Below are 18,205 nucleotides of genomic sequence, written 5' to 3' on the forward strand. Positions count from 1 at the left end.
GTCCACCAGCGCCATATTGGGCAGATCCTGGGTAAAGGGGGCACCCAAGAGGCCCTGCTCCTTGAGCGCCTTGAAGTTCTCGCCGTTGACCCAGAGCAGATCGATGGGGCCGCCTGTGTGCTTACCTGCCTGTTTGTTGGCCAGTAACTGGCTGACGCTCTGGGCTATGTCATCCACCTTCACCTGCACCAGCTTGACCTGATACTGACGCTCAAGCTCCTGGCCGGCCCACACCAGATAGGCGTTGATCTCCGGGCTGCCGCCCCAGGCGTTGAAGTAGACGGTCTGCCCTTTCGCCTCCTCAAGGGTCCGTTGCCAGTTGTCATCGGGATTTGCTAACAGCGGGCCGCTGGCCAGCAGGGGCAGGGCGCACAACAGGGATTTGAGCAAGGGCAGAGTCTTGAGCATGTGAGTTACCTTGGGCAAAGGGTCAGGCGCCACGGCGCCAGCTATGATATCGGGCCAGCAGGGCCAGCACCCGGGTGGGCTGGTGAGCCCGCTTCCACTCGCCGGCCACGTACTTGTTCCCCTCCATCAGGGTAGGATAAGCGTGTATGGTGGCGAGGATCTTGCCAAGCCCCAGCTGGTGGCGCATGGCGAGCACGAATTCGGCAATCCGCTCGCCGGCGTGAGTGCCCACTATGGTGGCACCCAGGATCTTCTCCTTGCCGGGCACGGTGAGCACCTCGATAAAGCCATGGCGCTCACCGTCGGCAATGGCGCGATCCAGCTCGGCCAGCTCGAAGCGGGTCGTCTCGAAGGGGATACTCTCTGCCTCTGCCTCCTTGCGGTTGAGGCCGACCCGGGCGATTTCCGGCGTGGTGTAGGTGGCAGTTGGGATCACCCTGTAGTCCGCCTTGAAGCGCTTGAACTGGCCGAACAGGGCATTAACGGCGGCATACCAGGCCTGATGGGCGGCAACGTGGGTGAACTGGTAGGGACCTGCCACGTCCCCCACCGCCAAAATGCTGGGGTAGTTGGTGGCGAGAAAACCATCGACGGCAACCGTGCCACGGGGTGCCAGTTCCACCCCTAGCGCCTCCAGCCCGAAGCCACTCACATTGGCAACCCGTCCCAGTGCCAGCAGCAGTTGATCTCCCTCAATCACTTGCACGTCATCGCCTCGGCGCAGTTGCAGTCGAATGGGCAGCTGCGTGTCTTGTGCCTCTGCTGATGGCAGATAGTCGACCCGCTCGGTGCGCCAGCCGGTGAGCACAGTGACACCGTCACGGGCCAGCTGTGATTGCAGCGCGTCGGCCACCTCCCGTTCTTCACGTGGCAGCAGTTGATCGGCCAGCTCCACTTGCGTGACCGGGATGCCGAGCAGGGCAAAGCTCTGGGCCAGCTCGCAGCCGATGGGGCCGCCGCCAAGCACCAGCAAACGGCGCGGCGGGGTACGCAGCTGCCAGAGGCTATCCGAGGTGAGATAAGGCACGTCGGCCAATCCGGGTAGAACCGGCACAAACGGTCTGGCGCCGGTGGCGATGACGATATGGCGGCTGGTAAGGCGCTGGCCGTTCACTTCCACCTCCCAGGGGGAGATCAGTCGCGCCTCCCCTTCGATACACTCCACCCCAAGCCCTTCATAGCGTTCTACCGAGTCGTGGGGCTCGACCTCCTTGATGACCGTCGCCACCCGCTCCATCACAGCGGCAAAATCGGCGCAGGATTGGCTTGGGCTAAAGCCCAGCGCTTCGGCCTTGCGCTGCTCGGCGGCAAAGCGGGCGCTGCGGATCAGCGCCTTGGAGGGGACGCAGCCGCTGTTGAGGCAATCGCCCCCCATCTTGTGTTTCTCGACAAGCGCCACCTTGGCCTTCACTGCTGCGGCGATATAGCTGGTGACCAGCCCACCGGCACCGGCGCCGACTACCAGCAGGTTGTAGTCATAACGGGCGGGCTTTCGATAGGGGGCGTGCAGGCGGCGCAGGGCAAGCTGTTGTATGGCGCGCTTGATCAAGAAGGGCATCAGCCCCAGCAGGGTCAGCGCCACTATCAGGCCGGGGGAGAGAACGTTGCCCGTGCTGGTTAATTGGCCAAGCTCGCTCCCCGCCAGCACATAGACGAAGGTGCCGGGCAGCATGCCAAGCTGGCTCACCCAGTAGTAGGTACTGACTCTGATGGGGGTGAGCCCCATCAGCAGGTTGACCAGAAAGAAGGGGAAGAGGGGGATAAGGCGCAGGCTCAGCAGGTAGAAGGCGCCGTCCTTCTCCATCCCGGCCTGGAAGGTGGCCAGCTTGTCGCCAAAGCGGGTCGTGACCCAGTCGCGCAGCAGGAAGCGGGCGCTGAGAAAAGCCAGGGTGGCGCCAATGGTGCTGGCAAAGGAGACCAGCAGCAGCCCCCAGCCGATCCCGAACACTGCGCTGCCGCCCAGGGTGAGCAGGCTGGCGCCGGGCAGGGAGAGGGCGGTGCTCAGCACATAGATGCTCACAAACAGCAGACTGGCCGTGACAAAGTGGCTGTCGACCCATTGCGCCAGTGCGGCCTGCTGGGCCTGCAAGGCGCCCAGACTAAGATAGCGGCCAAGCTCGAGGGCAAAGAAGGCGCCGATGAGGCACCCCATCACCAACAGAAGCAGCAGGCGGGCCCGGTTCATCAGGCGTCCTTGCTGTCTGGCTGGGCGGGACGCTCGGGTTGCACCGGCAACTGGCAGAAGCCCTGCGGTGCGATATCGAGGGCGGCGTTGAACTTGGCCGACATGTTCTGGAAGGCGATAAGGCCGGTCAGCTCCACCATGGCGTCGTCATCGAACCAGGGCTTGAGGCGGGCCGCCTGTTCATCGCTGACCCCATCCAGCCCTGTCATGGCTTCGGTGTAGTCGAGCACCGCCTTTTCCCGCTCGTCGAACAGGGGGTTGTTGCGCCAGTGGGCCAGCGCCTCCACCTTCTCGCTGGAACCGGCCCGCTTGATGAGGGTCATGGCGTTGATGTCGACGCAGAAGCGGCACCAGTTGAGCTGGGAGACCCGCACCGTCACCAGGGAGCGCAGCACGGGGTCGATGGGGGAGCGCCTGCGGTTGATGACGCCGTAGAGGGTGGCCACGGCGGCAAACAGCCGTGGCGAGCGGCCCCAACATTTGCCTGGGATCAGCACCTGGCCGTAGTTGCGTTTTTGCAGCCAGAAAAAGGGGCGGATAAACCAGGCATATTCCCGATCGGGTTTGACCTCAACGCGCATGTTATTCCTCTTTTTTGTTCTGCATCTTGGGTTTGTAGGCACCCCCCAGCCGCTCATTGAGCCGGATCAGAAACACCTCGATCCGTGCCCGGTTGGTACCCAGATCGCTGCGTCCTTGGCGGGAGGCCGAACGCATGTCGATGCGGGTCTCCTGGGGGCCGGCAAAGACCCGCAGCGCCACATCGTCCTGAAAGCCGAACCAGCCGGTGGTGGCCACTGCATCGAGGCCGTCCGGGCTCGGTCGCACCTGCCAGCCCAGTTGTATCATCAGCGCGTGGGCCTCCGTGATCGCCTCGACCGGGGAGGCGCTGGTATAGAGAGGACCGGGTTTGCCCTCAAACGCGTTCAAGGGTGCCGAATTGATGGGCAGATCCTGCGCCGTTCTCAGCTCGGCGGCCCAGCGCAGGGGGGGGGGATTATAGGGATCCGTGCTGACATCGTTGAGCAGCGGCATACGCAGTGCCTGCACCAGGAACAGCAGGGGCAGCAGCAGCGGGGTGATCCCCCAGAGGCTCGGCACCTTATGCCGGCTCCAGGGCAGGCGTACCAGTAACAGGAGCGATATCAGCGCACCGAGCAGACAGATGGCGAACCCCAGCCACCAGGGCCAGAGGTGAGAGCGGCTGCCGAGGGCGCCAGCAAGGGGCAGCAACCAGGCCAGCAGGGGCCACCACAAATAACTGGGCATAACGGGGAACCACTGGTTATGATGGACAAGTACCCTGAAGGATAAACTTAATTGACTGATAACGTTAGTAAATTTATCTCAGTCCTGCTGCTTTTCCCAAGCGCTTCGCTGTGGGCTGACACAGCCGTGCTGGCGGCGGGGGACATGTGGCGCGCCGAGATCGTCTATGAGGCCATGCCTGGGGTGTCGCGGGTCGAACCCGGCTATGCCACACCCTTGCCACAGGGAACCACGCCGGCACAGGAGCTGGCGCGGCGCCAGGCAGTGCGCATCGATTACGATCCGGTCCTGGTGGGTTATGGGGATCTGCTCAATGTCTTCTGGCAGCTGGTGGATGGGCACGATGGTGGCGGGCAATATTGCAATCGCGGCCAGGAATTTGTCCCGACCCTGTTGCCCAGAGATGACTATCAGTGGCGTCTGGCCCAGGTGAGCCTGACGCGTTGGCAGGCGCTGCATGGTCGCGCGAGCCGGGTATCGCTCTGGCCGGATAGCCAATTCACGCCCGCACCCGAGATGGATGACTGGGCGCAGCGCCATCCCTGGCGCTTTGGTGTTTATGCTCGCCGTTGCGGCGGCTGGCCCGTGGCATTGACACCCCAACCCTGAGCCATCAGTTGCGGTAAAGCACCTTGATGAGGTGGAAGCCAAACTTGGTGCGTACCGGGCCGAGTACGGTCAGCAGTTCGCCCTTGAACACGGCATCGTCAAACGGCTTGACCATGTCGCCCTTCGAAAACTCCCCCAGATCCCCCGAGCGTTTGGACGAGGCACAGGTGGAAAAACGCTTGGCCATCTGACCAAAGTCGGCCCCCTTGGCAAGTTTCTCCTTGATCTCCAGACACTGCTTCTCTGTCTTGACCAGGATGTGCTGGGCACAGGCTTTCTTCATATTGGCGCTCCTCGGCGGCGGGCAAATCGGGGCGCAAGATTACTCCAATTCCCGCCGCGCGTCAGCCGTCATGCAGGGATTAACTGCGGGTGCGGGCGCCGATGCGGGCCCTTGGACGCGATTGCCACAGGATCTCCAACCCCAGCAGGGCATGCAGGCTCCAGATGGCCAAGGGGTTGAGCCAGTCGCCCCCCAGTTGCAAGGTGGCCAGGGCGCAGCTTGCCAGCAAGAGGGTGATGCCCGGCAGACGCCAGTGCACCGGCAGTGGCGCCAGTATGGCGATGCCCAGCAGGATGGCGAGCCCGAACGGCAGGTTGAGGGCGGTGAAGGCCAGTGCCTGCTGGCCGTTCATGCCGGTCAGCAGCGCCACCAGGGCGCTGCAACAGGCGAGAAAGGTGATGAATTCGAGTCGGTCCGCAATATAGTCAGCCATCTGTTCGCTACGTGCAGGCATGATGTGTCTCCTTCGGTTAAGAGCACCGGGGGCGGCGGGACCCTAGACTCATGACGCCGGTGCGGGCGATGTGTTGTCTTCGGTAGATGAACCCAGTGTGGGCGAGACAAGGAGCCGGGGGGAGCGGGATAAATCGATTGAGGTGAACGAGGCTTTGATTGTTCAGATTCAACCAGTTGATTTTTATCATCTAAAGTAAGCCTTGGTTCAAGGAGGAAGGCTGGGCTCAGGGGGGAGGTAGCGGGCTGGCCGTCGTCATCTTGACCACTTGCCGACAGTTGATGTCGCGTCGGCGAGGGGGTGTTGGTGCAAGGGGGATGCGAGACAAACAGCCGCTTGTGATGCATCTTATGGCTTGATGGCTGAGGAATGGCCCTTTTTTTGCCCACAATGGCATCAGTCTGTGGCGCTGGCGGGAAGAAAGTGGGCAAGCCGAGTGACAAAGGCTTCAATACTATGGTGAATTTCGATGCCGCTTCGCTCTGATGTTGCGCTGGGGATATGCTAGGATGAGGCGCGCTTGCCATCGAGTGAGCCTCATATGCATTCTGACTCTTGCATTATTTTAATCATGTTCTTCGGGGAAATTGACGTTTGACAGGATGCAATCCGCCCCTGCCAGCAGGGATCTCATCGCCCGGACGGGTTTTCCGTCGCAGGCTCCGCGCACTGGGCCTGACTCTCTGTTTGCTGCTGTTCGTCACCCCGGCCATGGCGGCCAAACTCACCTATCAGGTCAAGGGGCTGAGAGGGGAGACCAAGGATAACGTCGAAGCCTTCCTCAATGCGCTGCCCGTCTTTCAGGAGCGCCAATTCCGCACAGCCCGCCCCAAGATCACCGAGAGTGTGCAACAAGCCCTGCAGGTCTTTGGCTACTATCAGCCCAAGATCACCCTGAGCCGTTACAAAAATGCCCCCGCCAGGGTGGTGATCGAGGTGGATGCAGGCAAGCCTGTCATCATCTCTCGCCTCGACATACTGCTGGAAGGGGATGTGGGCAGCGACGACATCTTCAGTGCGCTGCTGGACAAGCTGCCCCTGCAGGAGGGAGATCCCCTCCACCACGGCAAATACGAATCCATCAAGGCGGATCTCGGCAGCCTGGGGCTGGCCCGCGGCTACTTCGACGCCAAGATCAGCAAGAGTCAGGTCAAGGTGTTCCCGGATCAGGGCACGGCCGAGATCTACATACTGTTTCGCTCCGGCCAGCGCTATCACTTTGGCGAGATCCACTACGACGCCACGCCCGAGGCGCTGCGCCTCATTCGGCCGCTCGTCAACATCAAGAGCGGCGACCCCTATCTGGCGATCCGGCTGGCCGAGATGTCGCAGGATATCTCCTCCACCAGGATGTTCAAGGAGGTGGATATCAGGCCCATGGTCAGCCAGGCGGAGGGCAACCGGGTGCCGGTGCAGGTGACGCTCTCCAACCGGGTCGACCACGAAATAGAAACGGGTATCGGCTTTGCTACCGACGTGGGTCCGCGTATTAGCGCCACGTGGGAGAAGCCCTGGGTCAACAGCTACGGTCACCGTCTCAACGCCACCGCCAAGGTCTCGCAACCCGAGGCCGAGCTTAGCTTCGATTACCAGATCCCGGTGGGCAACCCACTGCGGAACTACTACTCGCTGCAGGCGGGTTATCAATACAAGGACATCAACGATACCCGCTCCGACCTGACCACCCTCAGCGTGCGCCGCTGGACGCGGCAGCCGGAGAGTTGGGACCGAAACGTCTTCATCCGGCTCGAAAACGAGGTCTTTACCCAGGGTGCAGACAAGGGGAACAGCTTGCTGCTGATCCCCGGTGTCTCCTGGTCGCGGTTGCGGATGCGCGGTGGTCTGGTGCCTGACTGGGGCGATCGCCAGCAGCTGACCCTGGAGTTTTCCGATCCCTACTGGGGCTCCGATATCAGCTTCGTGCGGGTGTGGGGTCGCAGCAGGTGGCTGCGCTCCCTGGGAGAGGATCACCGCTTCCTGCTGCGGGCGGAGCAGGGCGCCATCATAGGGGACAGCTTCTCGCTGGTGCCGCCGTCACTGCGCTTCTTCACCGGTGGTGACCAGACGGTGCGTGGCTATGGCTACGAGACCATCTCGCCGCGCGGCAGCGACGGCAAGTTGCTGGGGGGCCGTTACGTGAGCGTTGCCAGTGCCGAATACAGCTACCGCTTCAGTGACAGATGGCTCGGCGCCCTGTTCGTGGATGGCGGGACGGCCACGGTCGATTACAGCGAGGCTTGGAAGATAGGCCCGGGTGTCGGCGTGCGTTGGGTCACCCCCATAGGTCAGGTCAGGCTCGATCTGGCGGTGGCCATTACCGAGGATGACAAGCCGCTGCGGCTCCATTTCGCGTTGGGGCCTGAACTATGATCCGGTTTAAACGCACCCATCTTCCTCTTTGTTCTCTTTCTTGGCCGCTGCGGCTGCATGTTTCGCGGGGGCCTGTGCTGTGATCTGGGTAAAACGCATTCTTCTCTGGCTGATGGGGCTCGTCTTCCTGCTGCTGATTGGCTTCAGCCTGCTGGGCTTCACCCATCAGGGCAACAAGTGGCTATGGCAACAGGCCAGGGCGGCGCTGCCCTCCCTCAAGGGAGAGCTGGTGGCGGGCCAACTCGGTTATGGCTGGACCCTGGAAGGGGTCGGCTGGCAGGACGAGCTGGTGGATGTCATGGTGGAGCGGGCCGTGCTGAACTGGGATCTCGGCAAGTTGTTGCAGGGCAAGCTCTGGATCAAATCTCTGACGGTCACCCACCCCGTGGTCAAGGTCGCTGAATCGGAGCCGGTGCAGGAAGAGCCATCAGAACCCTTCGTCTGGCGTCCGCTGCCCCTGCGGATCCAGGTCGATAGTCTCCAGGTAACGGACTTGGATCTGGCGGTGCCCGGCGTCGGTGTGACCCTCACGTCCCTCGACATCGGCGCCACCCTCAGTCGCCAGGGGCTCATCGTGCGCGGGCCTGTGCTGGATGGCCTGACCGTGACCCTGGCCGAGACGCCGCCTGCCGATGCAGCCAAACCGGCTGCGGCCAAGGAGCAGAAGGCAACCAACGCGGCGCCCATTGCGCTGCCCGCCATCACCCTGCCTTTCCCCATCCAGCTGGAAGGCCTGACGGCGACCCGCTTTCGCTATCAACAAGGGGAGCTGAACGAAGGGCTCGACACCCTGCGGCTGTCGGCCAGTGGGAAAGAGGAGCGCATCGAGGTGCGCGAGCTCTCCCTGCGCCATGCCATGGCGGATGTGGCGCTTAAGGGCCATATCCGGCTGACCGAGGATTATCCGCTTGAGTTGACCCTGGACGCCAATGCCCGCAAGGGGCTGCTGGATGGCAAACTCAAAGGGGGGCAGGCGGCCCTGATCCTGGGTGGCTCGGTAGGCAAGCTGGCGCTTGATCTGCAAGCCAAGGGGCCGGTGGCCGCCAACCTCAAGGGGTCATTGGCCGCCCTCAACCCTGACTTGCCGTTTGATCTGGGGCTGGAGTGGCAGCGCCTCGACTGGCCCCTGCACAAGCCAGCCAAGGACGAGCCCAGCTATCAGTTGGACAAAGGCAGCCTGACTGCCAAGGGTAAACTCTCCGGCTATCAGTTTGCCTTGAATACGGCTGGCAAAGGCACGGACGTCCCCCCCTTCAAGCTGGCGCTGACGGGCAAGGGGGATCTGGAACAACTGAACCAGATAAAGCTGCAGCTCAACGCCCTGAAAGGGGAGCTCAAGCTCGATGGCAAGTTGGCCTGGAATCAGGGGGTGCGCTGGCAGGGCACCACCGAATTCAAGGAGATCAATCCCGCCGAACTGGTTCCCGAGCTCAAGGGCAAGCTGGCGGGCAAGATTACCAGCAAGTTAGAACTGAACGAGACAGGCCACTGGCAGCTGCAGCTGCCAGAACTGAAGGTCGAGGGCAAGCTCAACCAGCATCCGCTGGCCATCAAGGGCCGCCTCAGCGGCAACGACAAGATGGAGTGGCAGATCCCCGCGCTGGCACTGCAAAGCGGCCCCAACCAGCTGCAGGTCAAGGGCAGCCTCAGCCAGCAAGCATGGAGGCTGGATGCGGATATCGATGCCCCCAATCTGGCCGGGCTCTACCCCGGTCTGAAGGGGGACATCAAGGGACAGGTGCGCCTCACCGGCAACCAGCAGACACCAAGGGTCACAACGGAACTGGCCGCCAGCCGGCTCTACTATGCGGGCACGGATCTGAAGGGGATTGCCATCAAGGGTAATGCCCTGGTCGGCGACAAGCCGGCCGGTGAGCTGGCGCTGACGGTGGCGAGCCTGGTACAAGGGGCCAACGCGCTCAGCCAGCTGGCCCTGAACCTGAGCGGTGATCTCAATCAGCATGTTTTATCGCTGACCATGAAGGGCGAGCCGGTGGCGGCCAATCTCAACCTGAGCGGTAGCCTGCGCGGGGACCGCTGGCGTGGCACCCTATCGGAGCTCAAGCTGAAGACGCCGCTGCAGCGTTGGGAGCTGACAGCCCCCTGGGCGCTTGACCTCGATCTGCCGCACCAGCGGTTGACCATGGGGGATCTCTGCCTGGGATCCAAGGGGGCTAGCCTCTGTGTCAAGGGCAGCCAGGTTTCGGCCCAGCAGGGTAGCCTCGAATTTGCCCTGAGCGGGTTAGATCTCCAGCGTCTGCACCCCTGGCTACCGGACAATTTCTGCTGGCTGGCGGTGCTCTCCGCCGATGGAAGAGCCAGTTGGCGAGGCAGCCAGCCGACCCTGCGCGCCAACGTGCGTACCACGCCGGGCACCCTGGTTGCTAATGGGCTCAAGACCGATTATCAGCAGCTCGAGTTTGGGATCGATTTCGAACGTCAGCAGGCGGCGCTCCGGCTCGATTTCGTCTCCAAACAGATAGGCACTATCGATACCAATCTGCTGGTCACGGATCCATCCGGCCGTGGCAGGCTGTCGGGGCAGCTCAAGTTTGACGACCTCAAGCTGACGACCTTCGCCCCGCTCATCCCGGAGGTACGCTCCCTGCAGGGCGTTATCTCCGCCGATGCCCGTTTCGATGGTACCCTGGCCGCCCCCTTGCTGTTTGGTCAACTCAACCTGCTGGATGGGGAGGGGCAGACCCATTCCGACATGGTGACCCTCTCCAAGCTGGTGACTCGCCTCAAGATTGAAGGCAACCGTGCTGAACTCGACGGCACCATGCTGGTGGGCAAGGGTCCGCTGGTGTTGGGGGGCTGGTTGAGCTGGGCTCAGATGCCGGTCAGTGGCAGCCTCACCATTCAGGGCAAGGAGCTGGATGCCCAATATCCGGGCATGGGACGGGTGCGACTCTCCCCCGATATCGCCATCTCGCTGGGAGAGCAGACCCAGATCACCGGTCAGGTCGACATTCCCTGGGCGCGGATCCTGGTCAAGAGCCTGCCCGAGAGCGCGGTCTCCGTCTCCGATGACGTGATAGTGATCCATGACGATCTGCCGCCGGTGCCCAGGGCGACGCCGCTGCCAATAGCGATCAAACTTGCCATTCGGCTCGGAGACGACATTCGGTTCGATGCCATGGGGCTCACCACCAGGGTGGGTGGGGGCATCAACATCAGCCAGGAGCCTTCCCGGCCACTTGCCGGCAATGGTCAGCTGGTGCTCAACGATGGTCGCTTCAGGGCTTATGGCCAGAACCTCATCATCAAGGATGGTCGCATCCTCTTCTCCGGCCCGCTGGATCGGCCCTTCCTCAACATAGAAGCCATTCGGGATCCCGCGACCATAGCGGCCAATGTGACTGTCGGGGTCAGGGTGACAGGGCCGGCTAGCAAGCCCAATATCACCGTTTTTTCTCAACCTCAGATGGCGCAATCCGAACAGCTTTCCTATCTGCTGCGCGGCAGGGGTTTGCAGACCAGTGGCGCAGATGGCGGTTTCAATGGCTTGCTGGTGGCCGGTGCCGTCAGTCAGGCCAGCGGCGTTGTCTCCAGCCTGGGGAAATCCCTCGGCATGAGCGATGTGGCGCTTGATACTGCTGGCAGTGGCAACAACACTCAGGTTACCTTGTCTGCCTATCTGTTGCCCGGCTTGCAGTTCCAGTATGGGGTCGGTGTGTTCAGCCCCATTGCCGAGCTCAGGCTGCGTTATGAGCTGATGCCCAGACTCTACCTGCAGGCCATGAGCGGGGTGGCCCAGGCAGTGGATATCTTCTATCGCTTCACCCTGCCGGGCAGGTGAATATAAAACGGGAGGCTTAGGCCTCCCGTTTTCATGGGGCCAGTGTGATGGTTTAAGGCCCACTGTTTTTGCATGGTCAGAAATGCGAAAACCCGGCGCCAGGCCGGGTTTTCTGAAGATTGGTGGAGGGAGAAGGATTCGAACCTTCGAAGGCAGAGCCGTCAGATTTACAGTCTGATCCCTTTGGCCACTCGGGAACCCCTCCACGGGGCATTGCATCTGTTGCTTGGCCTTGCTGACTACTGCACTTGAAATGGTGGAGGGAGAAGGATTCGAACCTTCGAAGGCAGAGCCGTCAGATTTACAGTCTGATCCCTTTGGCCGCTCGGGAACCCCTCCACAAGTGCGAGGCGCATACTAACAGATCTTCCGCTGTTGTGAACCCCTTGACGGGATTTTTCCTGCTCACAGGATCCGATTTGCGGCCGATAAGCGATGAAACCACCATTTCCAAGAGTTATCTCATGCTACCCAGCGCGATACGTGATCAGCTGTTGGTTGACGAGGCCCAGCTGGGGCAACGTCTAAACCGGGATCTCCAGCACGGCGACAGGGCTGATTTTCGTCTGCACTTGGCCTTGCTGACCGATGCTGTGGAGGCGCAGCCCTGGTTCGATCCGGTGGCCGCGTCCAAGCCGGATCCCCGGGACTGGCGCAGCCGCTTTGCACTGCCAGCGCTAGCCCCCCTGCAAGGGGGCGAGGATGATGGTGATGGTGTGCGACTCAACGAGCGGCTGCAACAGGGGGGCTCGATGGTGGATGTCAGGCTCTGGCTGGCGCTGCGCTCGCCGCCCTTGCTGGGCACGCAGCCGATGCTGGATCCCGCCGTGTATGACAACCTCTCGCTTCTGGGGCGTGAGCGCTGGCAACGCAAGATAGCGGATCAGCCAAGGGGTGACGATCCGCTGCTCATGCTGCCAATACTGGATGCGTTGCAACAGGGGGTGGATGCTCGTCTGCACTGGTTAAGCTGAGACAGGGTAAGGAGGGGGCATCGACTCGCGGCAACGTCAGGATGCAAAAAGGCGGGAAGATCCCGCCTTTATTGTTTGATTCGTGCGATGTGCTGCAGATTATGCGTCGGCTTCATCCACTTGGGGTACGACTTCCTTGGTACTGGCGGCCGCACGACGGGCGATGGGCTTCTCGATGTGGCGGTTGAGCTGACGTTCCAGCTTTTGCCCCAGTTCGGTGATGGCGGCGTACATATCCTCGTGTTCTGCCTGTGCAAACAGTTTGCCGTTGGGGATGCCAGCACTGGCTTCAACGATAAACATCAGACGCTCTTTGGAGACAATCACATGGGGTGTGATAAGAGGCACCTGAAGACGTTCGAGCTTTTCAAAGCGGGATTCAATGCGCTCGCGGATAGCCGGGGTGATGTCGATGATTTTGCTGGTAATTTCGATTTTCATATTGGCCCCCTTCGGGTCGTCTTGCTTGTGTCTTCACCTTCAGAGTACTCATGGCAGAATATTGAAATGTGATCTTTGTCACGAAATGAATCCTTTACTATCACGCGACTTATAAATTGTGATCTTTTCCCGTTCTGCGTCAAAAAGCACTTGAGCTCCATGAAACTGGCAGGCAGTATGGGAAACTTGGATCGTTTCTGTCCCCCCTTGGCAGCGCCGCATGTCGACCTCATGTCCGGTTTTCACCGCATAGTCTCGCTTCTTTCGCACTCCTCACGTATCGCGCTATGCCCGTAGTGCGAGAGGGTATTGTGTGGCTCTATCAAGTTGTCAGGGTATTGAACGTGGTTGTCGTGGTGTTGGAGTAGTAGATGAAACAGCAGGGCACTCAGATGATGTGGTTTTATGATCGGCAACATGAGCAGTGGAGCCTGTCCGATCATGCCTCTTACCAGTTATGGCAAGGGGAGGGGGCACATCCCTGGGCCGGTCAGCTGGCCGTGGACGATGAACCCGGCTTCTCTGATTTTCTCTCCAGACTCTACCACTCACGCCAGCCAGCCCAGTTCATCGGTCACCTGATGGACGAGCATGGCGAGGTGCGCCATGTGCTCTGGAGCGGCCAGTACGTCTCTGCCCAGCAAGTATGCTGTGGCTGGCTGGCCCCGCTGGATACCACCCGCAGTACGCCTGAACTGTCCCAGCAGCTCCCCCTGTTGCAAGATCCCCTGCTGGCCCAGCTGGCCCAAGCGCTGTCCGCCAGAACCGGGCTCGACTTTTTCGATACCCTGATCAACCAACTCGCCCATATTCTGGTCGCGGATGCGGTATGGCTGGCAGAGCGCACCAGCAGCGACCGCCTCAAGGTGCTGGCCAGCCATGGTATTGACCTCAAGGAGTACGAACTCGCGGGCATGCCCTGCCAGCAGCTCTATCGGCGTGGTGATGCCTGCGTGGTCACCATCGAGGCCGATTGCCAGCTTAATCCGCAGTTGAAAGCGGGGCAGCGTTATTACGCCCAGCCGCTGCTTGACAGACAGGGTCAGATCCTTGGCCATCTGGCACTGCTCTTCTCAGGCGAGATCGAGATCCCCAACCTGGATTCAGTGCTGACCATTTTCTCTGTGCGCATGGTGGCCGAGCTGGAGCGGTTGCAGAGCGATGCCCAGCTGCGGCTCTCTGCGGTGGCCTTCGAAACCCACGAGGGCATCATCATCACGGATCCCGACTTCAAGATTTTGCGGGTCAACCATGCCTTTAGCCAGATCAGCGGCTTTGACAGTCAGCGGGTGATTGGGCTGCATCTTGGCAATGACCTCTGGTCAGGGCTGGGGGGGCTGGGCTATGAGCTCAATACCTTGAGCCGCTGGCAGGGAGAAACCTTGCGCCAGCACGTCGATGGTCACATCTATCCCCAGTGGGAAATCGTCACGCCTGTGCAGGATGGCAAAGGGGTGATCAGCCACTTCGTCATCTGTTTCGAAGATATCTCGGAGCGCAAGGAGGCCGAACGTCGCATCCAGCATCTTGCCTACTACGACGAGCTGACCGGTCTGCCCAACCGCCGCCAGTTGCACGAGACCCTGGCTCAGGCGTTCCGCGAGGCAAGCCGCGATCACCTGATAGGGGCCCTGCTGTTCATCGATCTGGATCACTTCAAGACCATCAATGATTCGCTGGGTCATGCCACCGGCGACTGGCTGCTCAAGGAGGTGGCCACTCGCCTCAAACGGCTGGTGCGCCAGGGGGATTGTCTGGCGAGGCTGGGTGGCGACGAATTCGTGCTGCTGTTGCCCTCGCTGTCGGCCAGCCCGCCCCAGGCGGAGATGCAGGCCGACATCATCACTGAGCGGCTCATCAGCGAGATCGCCGCCCCCTACACCCATGGCCAGCAGGTGCTGCACATAGGCGCCAGCGTCGGCATTACCCTCTTCCCCGGCCGTGGGCAGGGGGTGGACGATCTGCTCAAGCAGGCTGACACCGCCATGTATCAGGCCAAATCGGCGGGCCGCAAGACCCGCCGCTTCTTCGATGCCTCCATGCAGCAGCAGGCGGATCGTCGGCTACTCATTCACAACGAGCTGCGCAATGCCCTCAGCCAACAGGAGCTGACCCTCTACTACCAGCCGCAGCACATGGTGGAAGGGGGGGACATCATAGGGGTCGAGGCGCTGATCCGCTGGCAACCGCCGGGGCGGGCGCTGGTCTCTCCCGCCGAGTTCATTCCCATTGCCGAGGAGACGGATCTCATCGTTGACATCGGTAACTGGGTGCTGCACGAGGCGTGCGCCCAGTATGTGCTGTGGGAGGAGAACGGCATCCACATCCCCCAGCTCTCGGTCAATGTCAGTGCCAAGCAGTTCCATGCCAGCGACTTTGTCGAGCGCATTCATGATGTGCTGGCCGCCACCGGCATGGATCCCGCCTGCCTGAATCTGGAGATCACCGAATCCGTGGTGCTCGGCCATGCGGAAGATACCATCAGCAAGATGAGCGAGCTCAAGGTGCTCGGCATCAGTTTCGCCATCGATGATTTCGGCGCCGGTTACTCCTCCCTGAGTTACTTGAAACGGCTGCCGGCCGATGAACTCAAGATAGATCGCTCCTTCATCCAGGACATTCCCAAGGATGGCGACAACATGGCCATCGTCGAGGCCGTTATCGCCATGGCTCGCCACATGGGGTTCAACGTGACGGCAGAAGGCGTGGAGTCACGCCAGCAGCTGGAGTTTTTGCAGGCACAGGGCTGCCATTTCTATCAGGGGTATCTGGCCTCCAAGCCGTTGCCAGTGCCTTATCTGGAACGTTATGTCAAACGTCTTACCCGCAGTGATGGCGTTGTTTCAGGCGCGAAAAATAGTGTGGTGAGCGAGCTGTAGCCCTTCACGTTAACGAGTAGAATGAGTGCACGACACCACCGCCAACGGGCGGTGGTATTACTGCGCAATGGAGACGTCTTTGGTGAAAGCCCTGCAGGGAATCATATTATCGGCGCTGTTCGTGCCCGGACTTCTGATGCAAGTCGCAGCACAGACTATGGATCAGTCCCTCTATCGTCAGGCCCATGAGGCAGTAAGAGCCAACGATCAGGCCCGTTTCCAGCAAATTCGCGCCCGTTTGACCCATTATCCTTTGTTGCCCTATCTGGATTACTACCAGCTGGCCTTCCGGCCCGGGGCGGCAGACTATGACAAGGTTGTCAGCTTCATTCGCGATTACGGTGACACGCCCCAATCCAACCGGCTGGAACGCAGTTACCTCACCTATCTGGCCCAGAGTCAGCAGTGGTCCCAGTTCCTGCGTTTCTACCCGGCCAAGCCGAGCTCCACCGATCTGCTCTGCATGCACTATCAGGCGCGCTACTACACGGGGCAGCAGACTCAGGCCTTGCAGGAGGCGGGCAAGCTCTGGTTGAGCGGCCAATCCCGTCCCGATGCCTGCACCCCTTTGTTCCAGCTCTGGCAGCAGGCTGGATTGCGTACCCAGGAGAAGGTCTGGACCCGCATGACCTTGGCGTTTGAAGCGGAAAACCCCAACCTGATACGCCATCTGGGCGCCCAACTTGGCAGCGGCATGCGGCCTTACGCCTATCAGATGATCGCCTTGTTCGAGCAGCCCGCCAAGGCGATGAACCCGGCCTATTTTTCCACCACAGCCCCCTCAAAGCGGCTGTTGCTGCTGGGCTTGGCCCGTTATGCCAATCAGCAGCCCGAATCCGTGCTGGGCCAATTGCCCACGATGCGCACGCGCTTCGGGTTGACCTCCACAGAGCTGGAGCCGGTGGAACGAGCCGTGGCCCGTCGCCTGCTGTTGGCGCGATCCACTTCCCAGCGCAGTTGGGTGGATGCCACTGTCGTGCGGCTGGCCGATCCGGATCTGCTGGAGCTGCGTGCCCGGCTCGCCATCTGGGAGCAGGACTGGCACGGGCTCTCCGGCTGGGTGAAGCGCATGCCGATGGCGTTGCAGAAAGAGGATCGCTGGCGTTACTGGCTGGCGCGTTCGCTGGAAGTACAGGGGCAAAAGAAACCGGCGTGGGATCTCTATCTGGAAACGGCCAACTTGCGTGGTTTCTATGGTTTCATGGCCGCTCAGCGCACGGGTGTGCCATATCGGATCAAGAACCAGAGCGCCGGCACCAAGGTACCCGACTGGCGTACTGCAACTCAGCATTGGCCCTTCTTGCTGCGGGTGCGTGAGCTGCTGGACATGAATGAAATCACGGCGGCGCGCGCTGAGTGGGTCCACAACATGGATCGCAACCCGGTGGCCCAGCGTATCGAGTTTGGCCACATAGCGCTCAATCAGGGATGGCATGAGCTGGCTATTCTGGCCAGCATCCGTGCCGAAGCCTGGGATGCGATCGAGTTGCGTTTCCCCAAACCCTACAAGCAGACCTTCAGCCAGATGGCGCGGGAGCGCTCGGTGGATATGAGCTTGCTCTATGCGGTATCGCGCCAGGAGAGCGCCCTCTATCCACGGGCAGAATCGCCGGTGGGTGCGCGTGGTCTGATGCAACTGATGCCAGCCACCGCCAAGGAGACCGCCAGCAAGTTGGGGGTGCCCTATCGTAACGAGCAGCAGCTGTTCGATCCCGCCATGAACATCCGCCTTGGCAGCGCCTATCTCAAGCGGCTGCTGGATGTGTATGACGGTAATCGCATTCTGGCGACGGCGGCTTACAATGCCGGACCTGGCCGGGTCAAACGCTGGCGCGATCAGAGCACTGACAAGCCAATGGATGTCTGGGTCGAGAGCATCCCCTACAAGGAGACGCGCAACTACGTGCAGAACGTGCTGTCGTTCGATCTCATCTATCAGCACAAACTGCAACAACCGCTGCGCTTCATGTCCGAACTCGAGCTGAGTCACGCTTATTGAGATGGCAGCCGCGGCGGCGGCTGCCCAATTCCCTTTCCTCCCCCAAAATGGTTATTATCCCACAAGGTTTTGTGACAAAAGGAAGCCTGTCAGGTGATCTGGCGCCATATCTTGGTCTGACAGGCTCGATATCATCGCCCGATCAACACAGACAGGCTTCCCCAACAAAGGAATTGATAGTGGCAACGATTAAAGACGTTTCTCGGTTGGCTAATGTGTCCATTTCAACTGTGTCGCGGGTGATCAACAACACGGCTCAGGTGGCACCAGAAAAGCGTGAGGCCGTATTGGCGGCCATGAAGGAACTGAATTTTCGTCCCAACAGTTTTGCCCAAGCGCTGGTCAGTAAGCGATCCAACTGCATCGGCGTTCTGGTGGGGGACCTGTGTGGTGGCCCCTTCTTCGCCCAGATGATGCGCGGCATCGAGACCATGGTCGACAAGGCGGACAAGTTCACCATCGTCATGTCCGGCAACCACGATGCGGTGCGCGAGCGTCATGCCATCCAGGCGCTGCTGCAGCGTCAGTGCGA

The 18,205-nt window shown here is 61.0% G+C and carries 13 protein-coding genes, 2 tRNA genes and 1 pseudogene; 7 read left to right on the top strand and 9 right to left on the bottom strand.

Going from position 1 to position 18,205, the window contains the following annotated elements:
- The 4 genes and pseudogenes from AAC083_RS01800 to AAC083_RS01815 all read right to left on the bottom strand — a co-directional run.
- Positions 1-408, bottom strand: a pseudogene (locus AAC083_RS01800) (ABC transporter substrate-binding protein); the annotation flags it as partial.
- A 22-nt stretch (positions 409-430) separates the two neighbouring features.
- Complete coding sequence (locus AAC083_RS01805) at positions 431-2,593, bottom strand: FAD-dependent oxidoreductase (RefSeq protein ID WP_108537893.1); 2,163 nt, start codon at positions 2,591-2,593, stop codon at positions 431-433.
- On the bottom strand, positions 2,593-3,174 hold the full coding sequence (locus AAC083_RS01810; protein ID WP_108537894.1) for a carboxymuconolactone decarboxylase family protein: 582 nt from the start codon (positions 3,172-3,174) through the stop codon (positions 2,593-2,595). Before AAC083_RS01810 ends, AAC083_RS01805 begins: the two co-directional genes overlap by 1 nt.
- Position 3,175: 1 nt before the next feature.
- Positions 3,176-3,862, bottom strand: coding sequence for a DUF1499 domain-containing protein (locus tag AAC083_RS01815; protein WP_108537895.1), 687 nt, complete (start codon positions 3,860-3,862; stop codon positions 3,176-3,178).
- Positions 3,863-3,913: 51 nt separating this feature from the next.
- On the opposite strand from AAC083_RS01815, the gene AAC083_RS01820 reads away from it, so the two are divergent.
- Positions 3,914-4,471 carry a peptide-methionine (S)-S-oxide reductase gene (locus tag AAC083_RS01820; RefSeq protein WP_108537896.1) on the top strand — a complete coding sequence of 186 codons (558 nt, stop codon included), beginning with the start codon at positions 3,914-3,916 and terminating at the stop codon, positions 4,469-4,471.
- A gap of 4 nt (positions 4,472-4,475) precedes the next feature.
- Here AAC083_RS01820 and AAC083_RS01825 read toward each other — a convergent pair whose 3' ends face one another.
- Positions 4,476-4,754: a peptidylprolyl isomerase gene (locus AAC083_RS01825; protein WP_005309750.1), complete on the bottom strand. Its 279-nt coding sequence runs from the start codon at positions 4,752-4,754 to the stop codon at positions 4,476-4,478.
- 79 nt (positions 4,755-4,833) lie between these two features.
- Positions 4,834-5,208: a hypothetical protein gene (locus tag AAC083_RS01830; protein ID WP_108537897.1), complete on the bottom strand. Its 375-nt coding sequence runs from the start codon at positions 5,206-5,208 to the stop codon at positions 4,834-4,836.
- A 594-nt stretch (positions 5,209-5,802) separates the two neighbouring features.
- Here AAC083_RS01830 and tamA point away from each other — a divergent pair.
- Entirely contained in the window at positions 5,803-7,578 is a 1,776-nt protein-coding gene (tamA, locus tag AAC083_RS01835; protein WP_108537898.1) for an autotransporter assembly complex protein TamA, read from the top strand.
- Between the two features lie 79 nt (positions 7,579-7,657).
- Positions 7,658-11,380, top strand: coding sequence for an autotransporter assembly complex protein TamB (gene tamB / locus AAC083_RS01840; RefSeq protein ID WP_108537899.1), 3,723 nt, complete (start codon positions 7,658-7,660; stop codon positions 11,378-11,380).
- A 120-nt stretch (positions 11,381-11,500) separates the two neighbouring features.
- Here tamB and AAC083_RS01845 read toward each other — a convergent pair.
- Together AAC083_RS01845 and AAC083_RS01850 are read right to left on the bottom strand one after the other, a co-directional pair.
- A tRNA-Tyr gene (locus AAC083_RS01845) sits at positions 11,501-11,585 on the bottom strand.
- A 49-nt stretch (positions 11,586-11,634) separates the two neighbouring features.
- Positions 11,635-11,719, bottom strand: a tRNA-Tyr gene (locus AAC083_RS01850).
- 125 nt (positions 11,720-11,844) lie between these two features.
- On the opposite strand from AAC083_RS01850, the gene AAC083_RS01855 reads away from it, so the two are divergent.
- Positions 11,845-12,354: a VC2046/SO_2500 family protein gene (locus AAC083_RS01855; RefSeq protein ID WP_108537901.1), complete on the top strand. Its 510-nt coding sequence runs from the start codon at positions 11,845-11,847 to the stop codon at positions 12,352-12,354.
- 99 nt (positions 12,355-12,453) lie between these two features.
- On the opposite strand, the gene hpf is transcribed toward AAC083_RS01855, so the two are convergent.
- Entirely contained in the window at positions 12,454-12,795 is a 342-nt protein-coding gene (gene hpf / locus AAC083_RS01860) for a ribosome hibernation-promoting factor, HPF/YfiA family (RefSeq protein WP_042034639.1), read from the bottom strand.
- 371 nt (positions 12,796-13,166) lie between these two features.
- On the opposite strand from hpf, the gene AAC083_RS01865 reads away from it, so the two are divergent.
- The 3 genes from AAC083_RS01865 to AAC083_RS22785 all read left to right on the top strand — a co-directional run.
- Positions 13,167-15,674: a putative bifunctional diguanylate cyclase/phosphodiesterase gene (locus AAC083_RS01865; RefSeq protein ID WP_108537900.1), complete on the top strand. Its 2,508-nt coding sequence runs from the start codon at positions 13,167-13,169 to the stop codon at positions 15,672-15,674.
- Positions 15,675-15,756: 82 nt separating this feature from the next.
- On the top strand, positions 15,757-17,673 hold the full coding sequence (locus AAC083_RS01870; RefSeq protein ID WP_108537902.1) for a transglycosylase SLT domain-containing protein: 1,917 nt from the start codon (positions 15,757-15,759) through the stop codon (positions 17,671-17,673).
- Positions 17,674-17,852: 179 nt separating this feature from the next.
- Positions 17,853-18,205: LacI family DNA-binding transcriptional regulator (locus tag AAC083_RS22785; protein ID WP_375134792.1), on the top strand; the 353-nt coding region annotated here is incomplete at its 3' end.

Origin of the sequence: Aeromonas sp. HMWF014, from assembly GCF_963878295.1 — a bacterium.
Classification (GTDB): domain Bacteria; phylum Pseudomonadota; class Gammaproteobacteria; order Enterobacterales; family Aeromonadaceae; genus Aeromonas; species Aeromonas popoffii.

Excerpts from the sequence above, each read along its gene's own strand:
- AAC083_RS01805 (WP_108537893.1), bottom strand. The coding sequence starts at position 2,593 with ATGAACCGGGCCCGCCTGCTGCTTCTGTTGGTGATGGGGTGCCTCATC.
- AAC083_RS01810 (WP_108537894.1), bottom strand. The coding sequence starts at position 3,174 with ATGCGCGTTGAGGTCAAACCCGATCGGGAATATGCCTGGTTTATCCGC.
- AAC083_RS01815 (WP_108537895.1), bottom strand. The coding sequence starts at position 3,862 with ATGCCCAGTTATTTGTGGTGGCCCCTGCTGGCCTGGTTGCTGCCCCTT.
- AAC083_RS01825 (WP_005309750.1), bottom strand. The coding sequence starts at position 4,754 with ATGAAGAAAGCCTGTGCCCAGCACATCCTGGTCAAGACAGAGAAGCAG.
- AAC083_RS01830 (WP_108537897.1), bottom strand. The coding sequence starts at position 5,208 with ATGCCTGCACGTAGCGAACAGATGGCTGACTATATTGCGGACCGACTC.
- AAC083_RS01855 (WP_108537901.1), top strand. The coding sequence starts at position 11,845 with ATGCTACCCAGCGCGATACGTGATCAGCTGTTGGTTGACGAGGCCCAG.
- hpf (WP_042034639.1), bottom strand. The coding sequence starts at position 12,795 with ATGAAAATCGAAATTACCAGCAAAATCATCGACATCACCCCGGCTATC.
- AAC083_RS01865 (WP_108537900.1), top strand. The coding sequence starts at position 13,167 with ATGAAACAGCAGGGCACTCAGATGATGTGGTTTTATGATCGGCAACAT.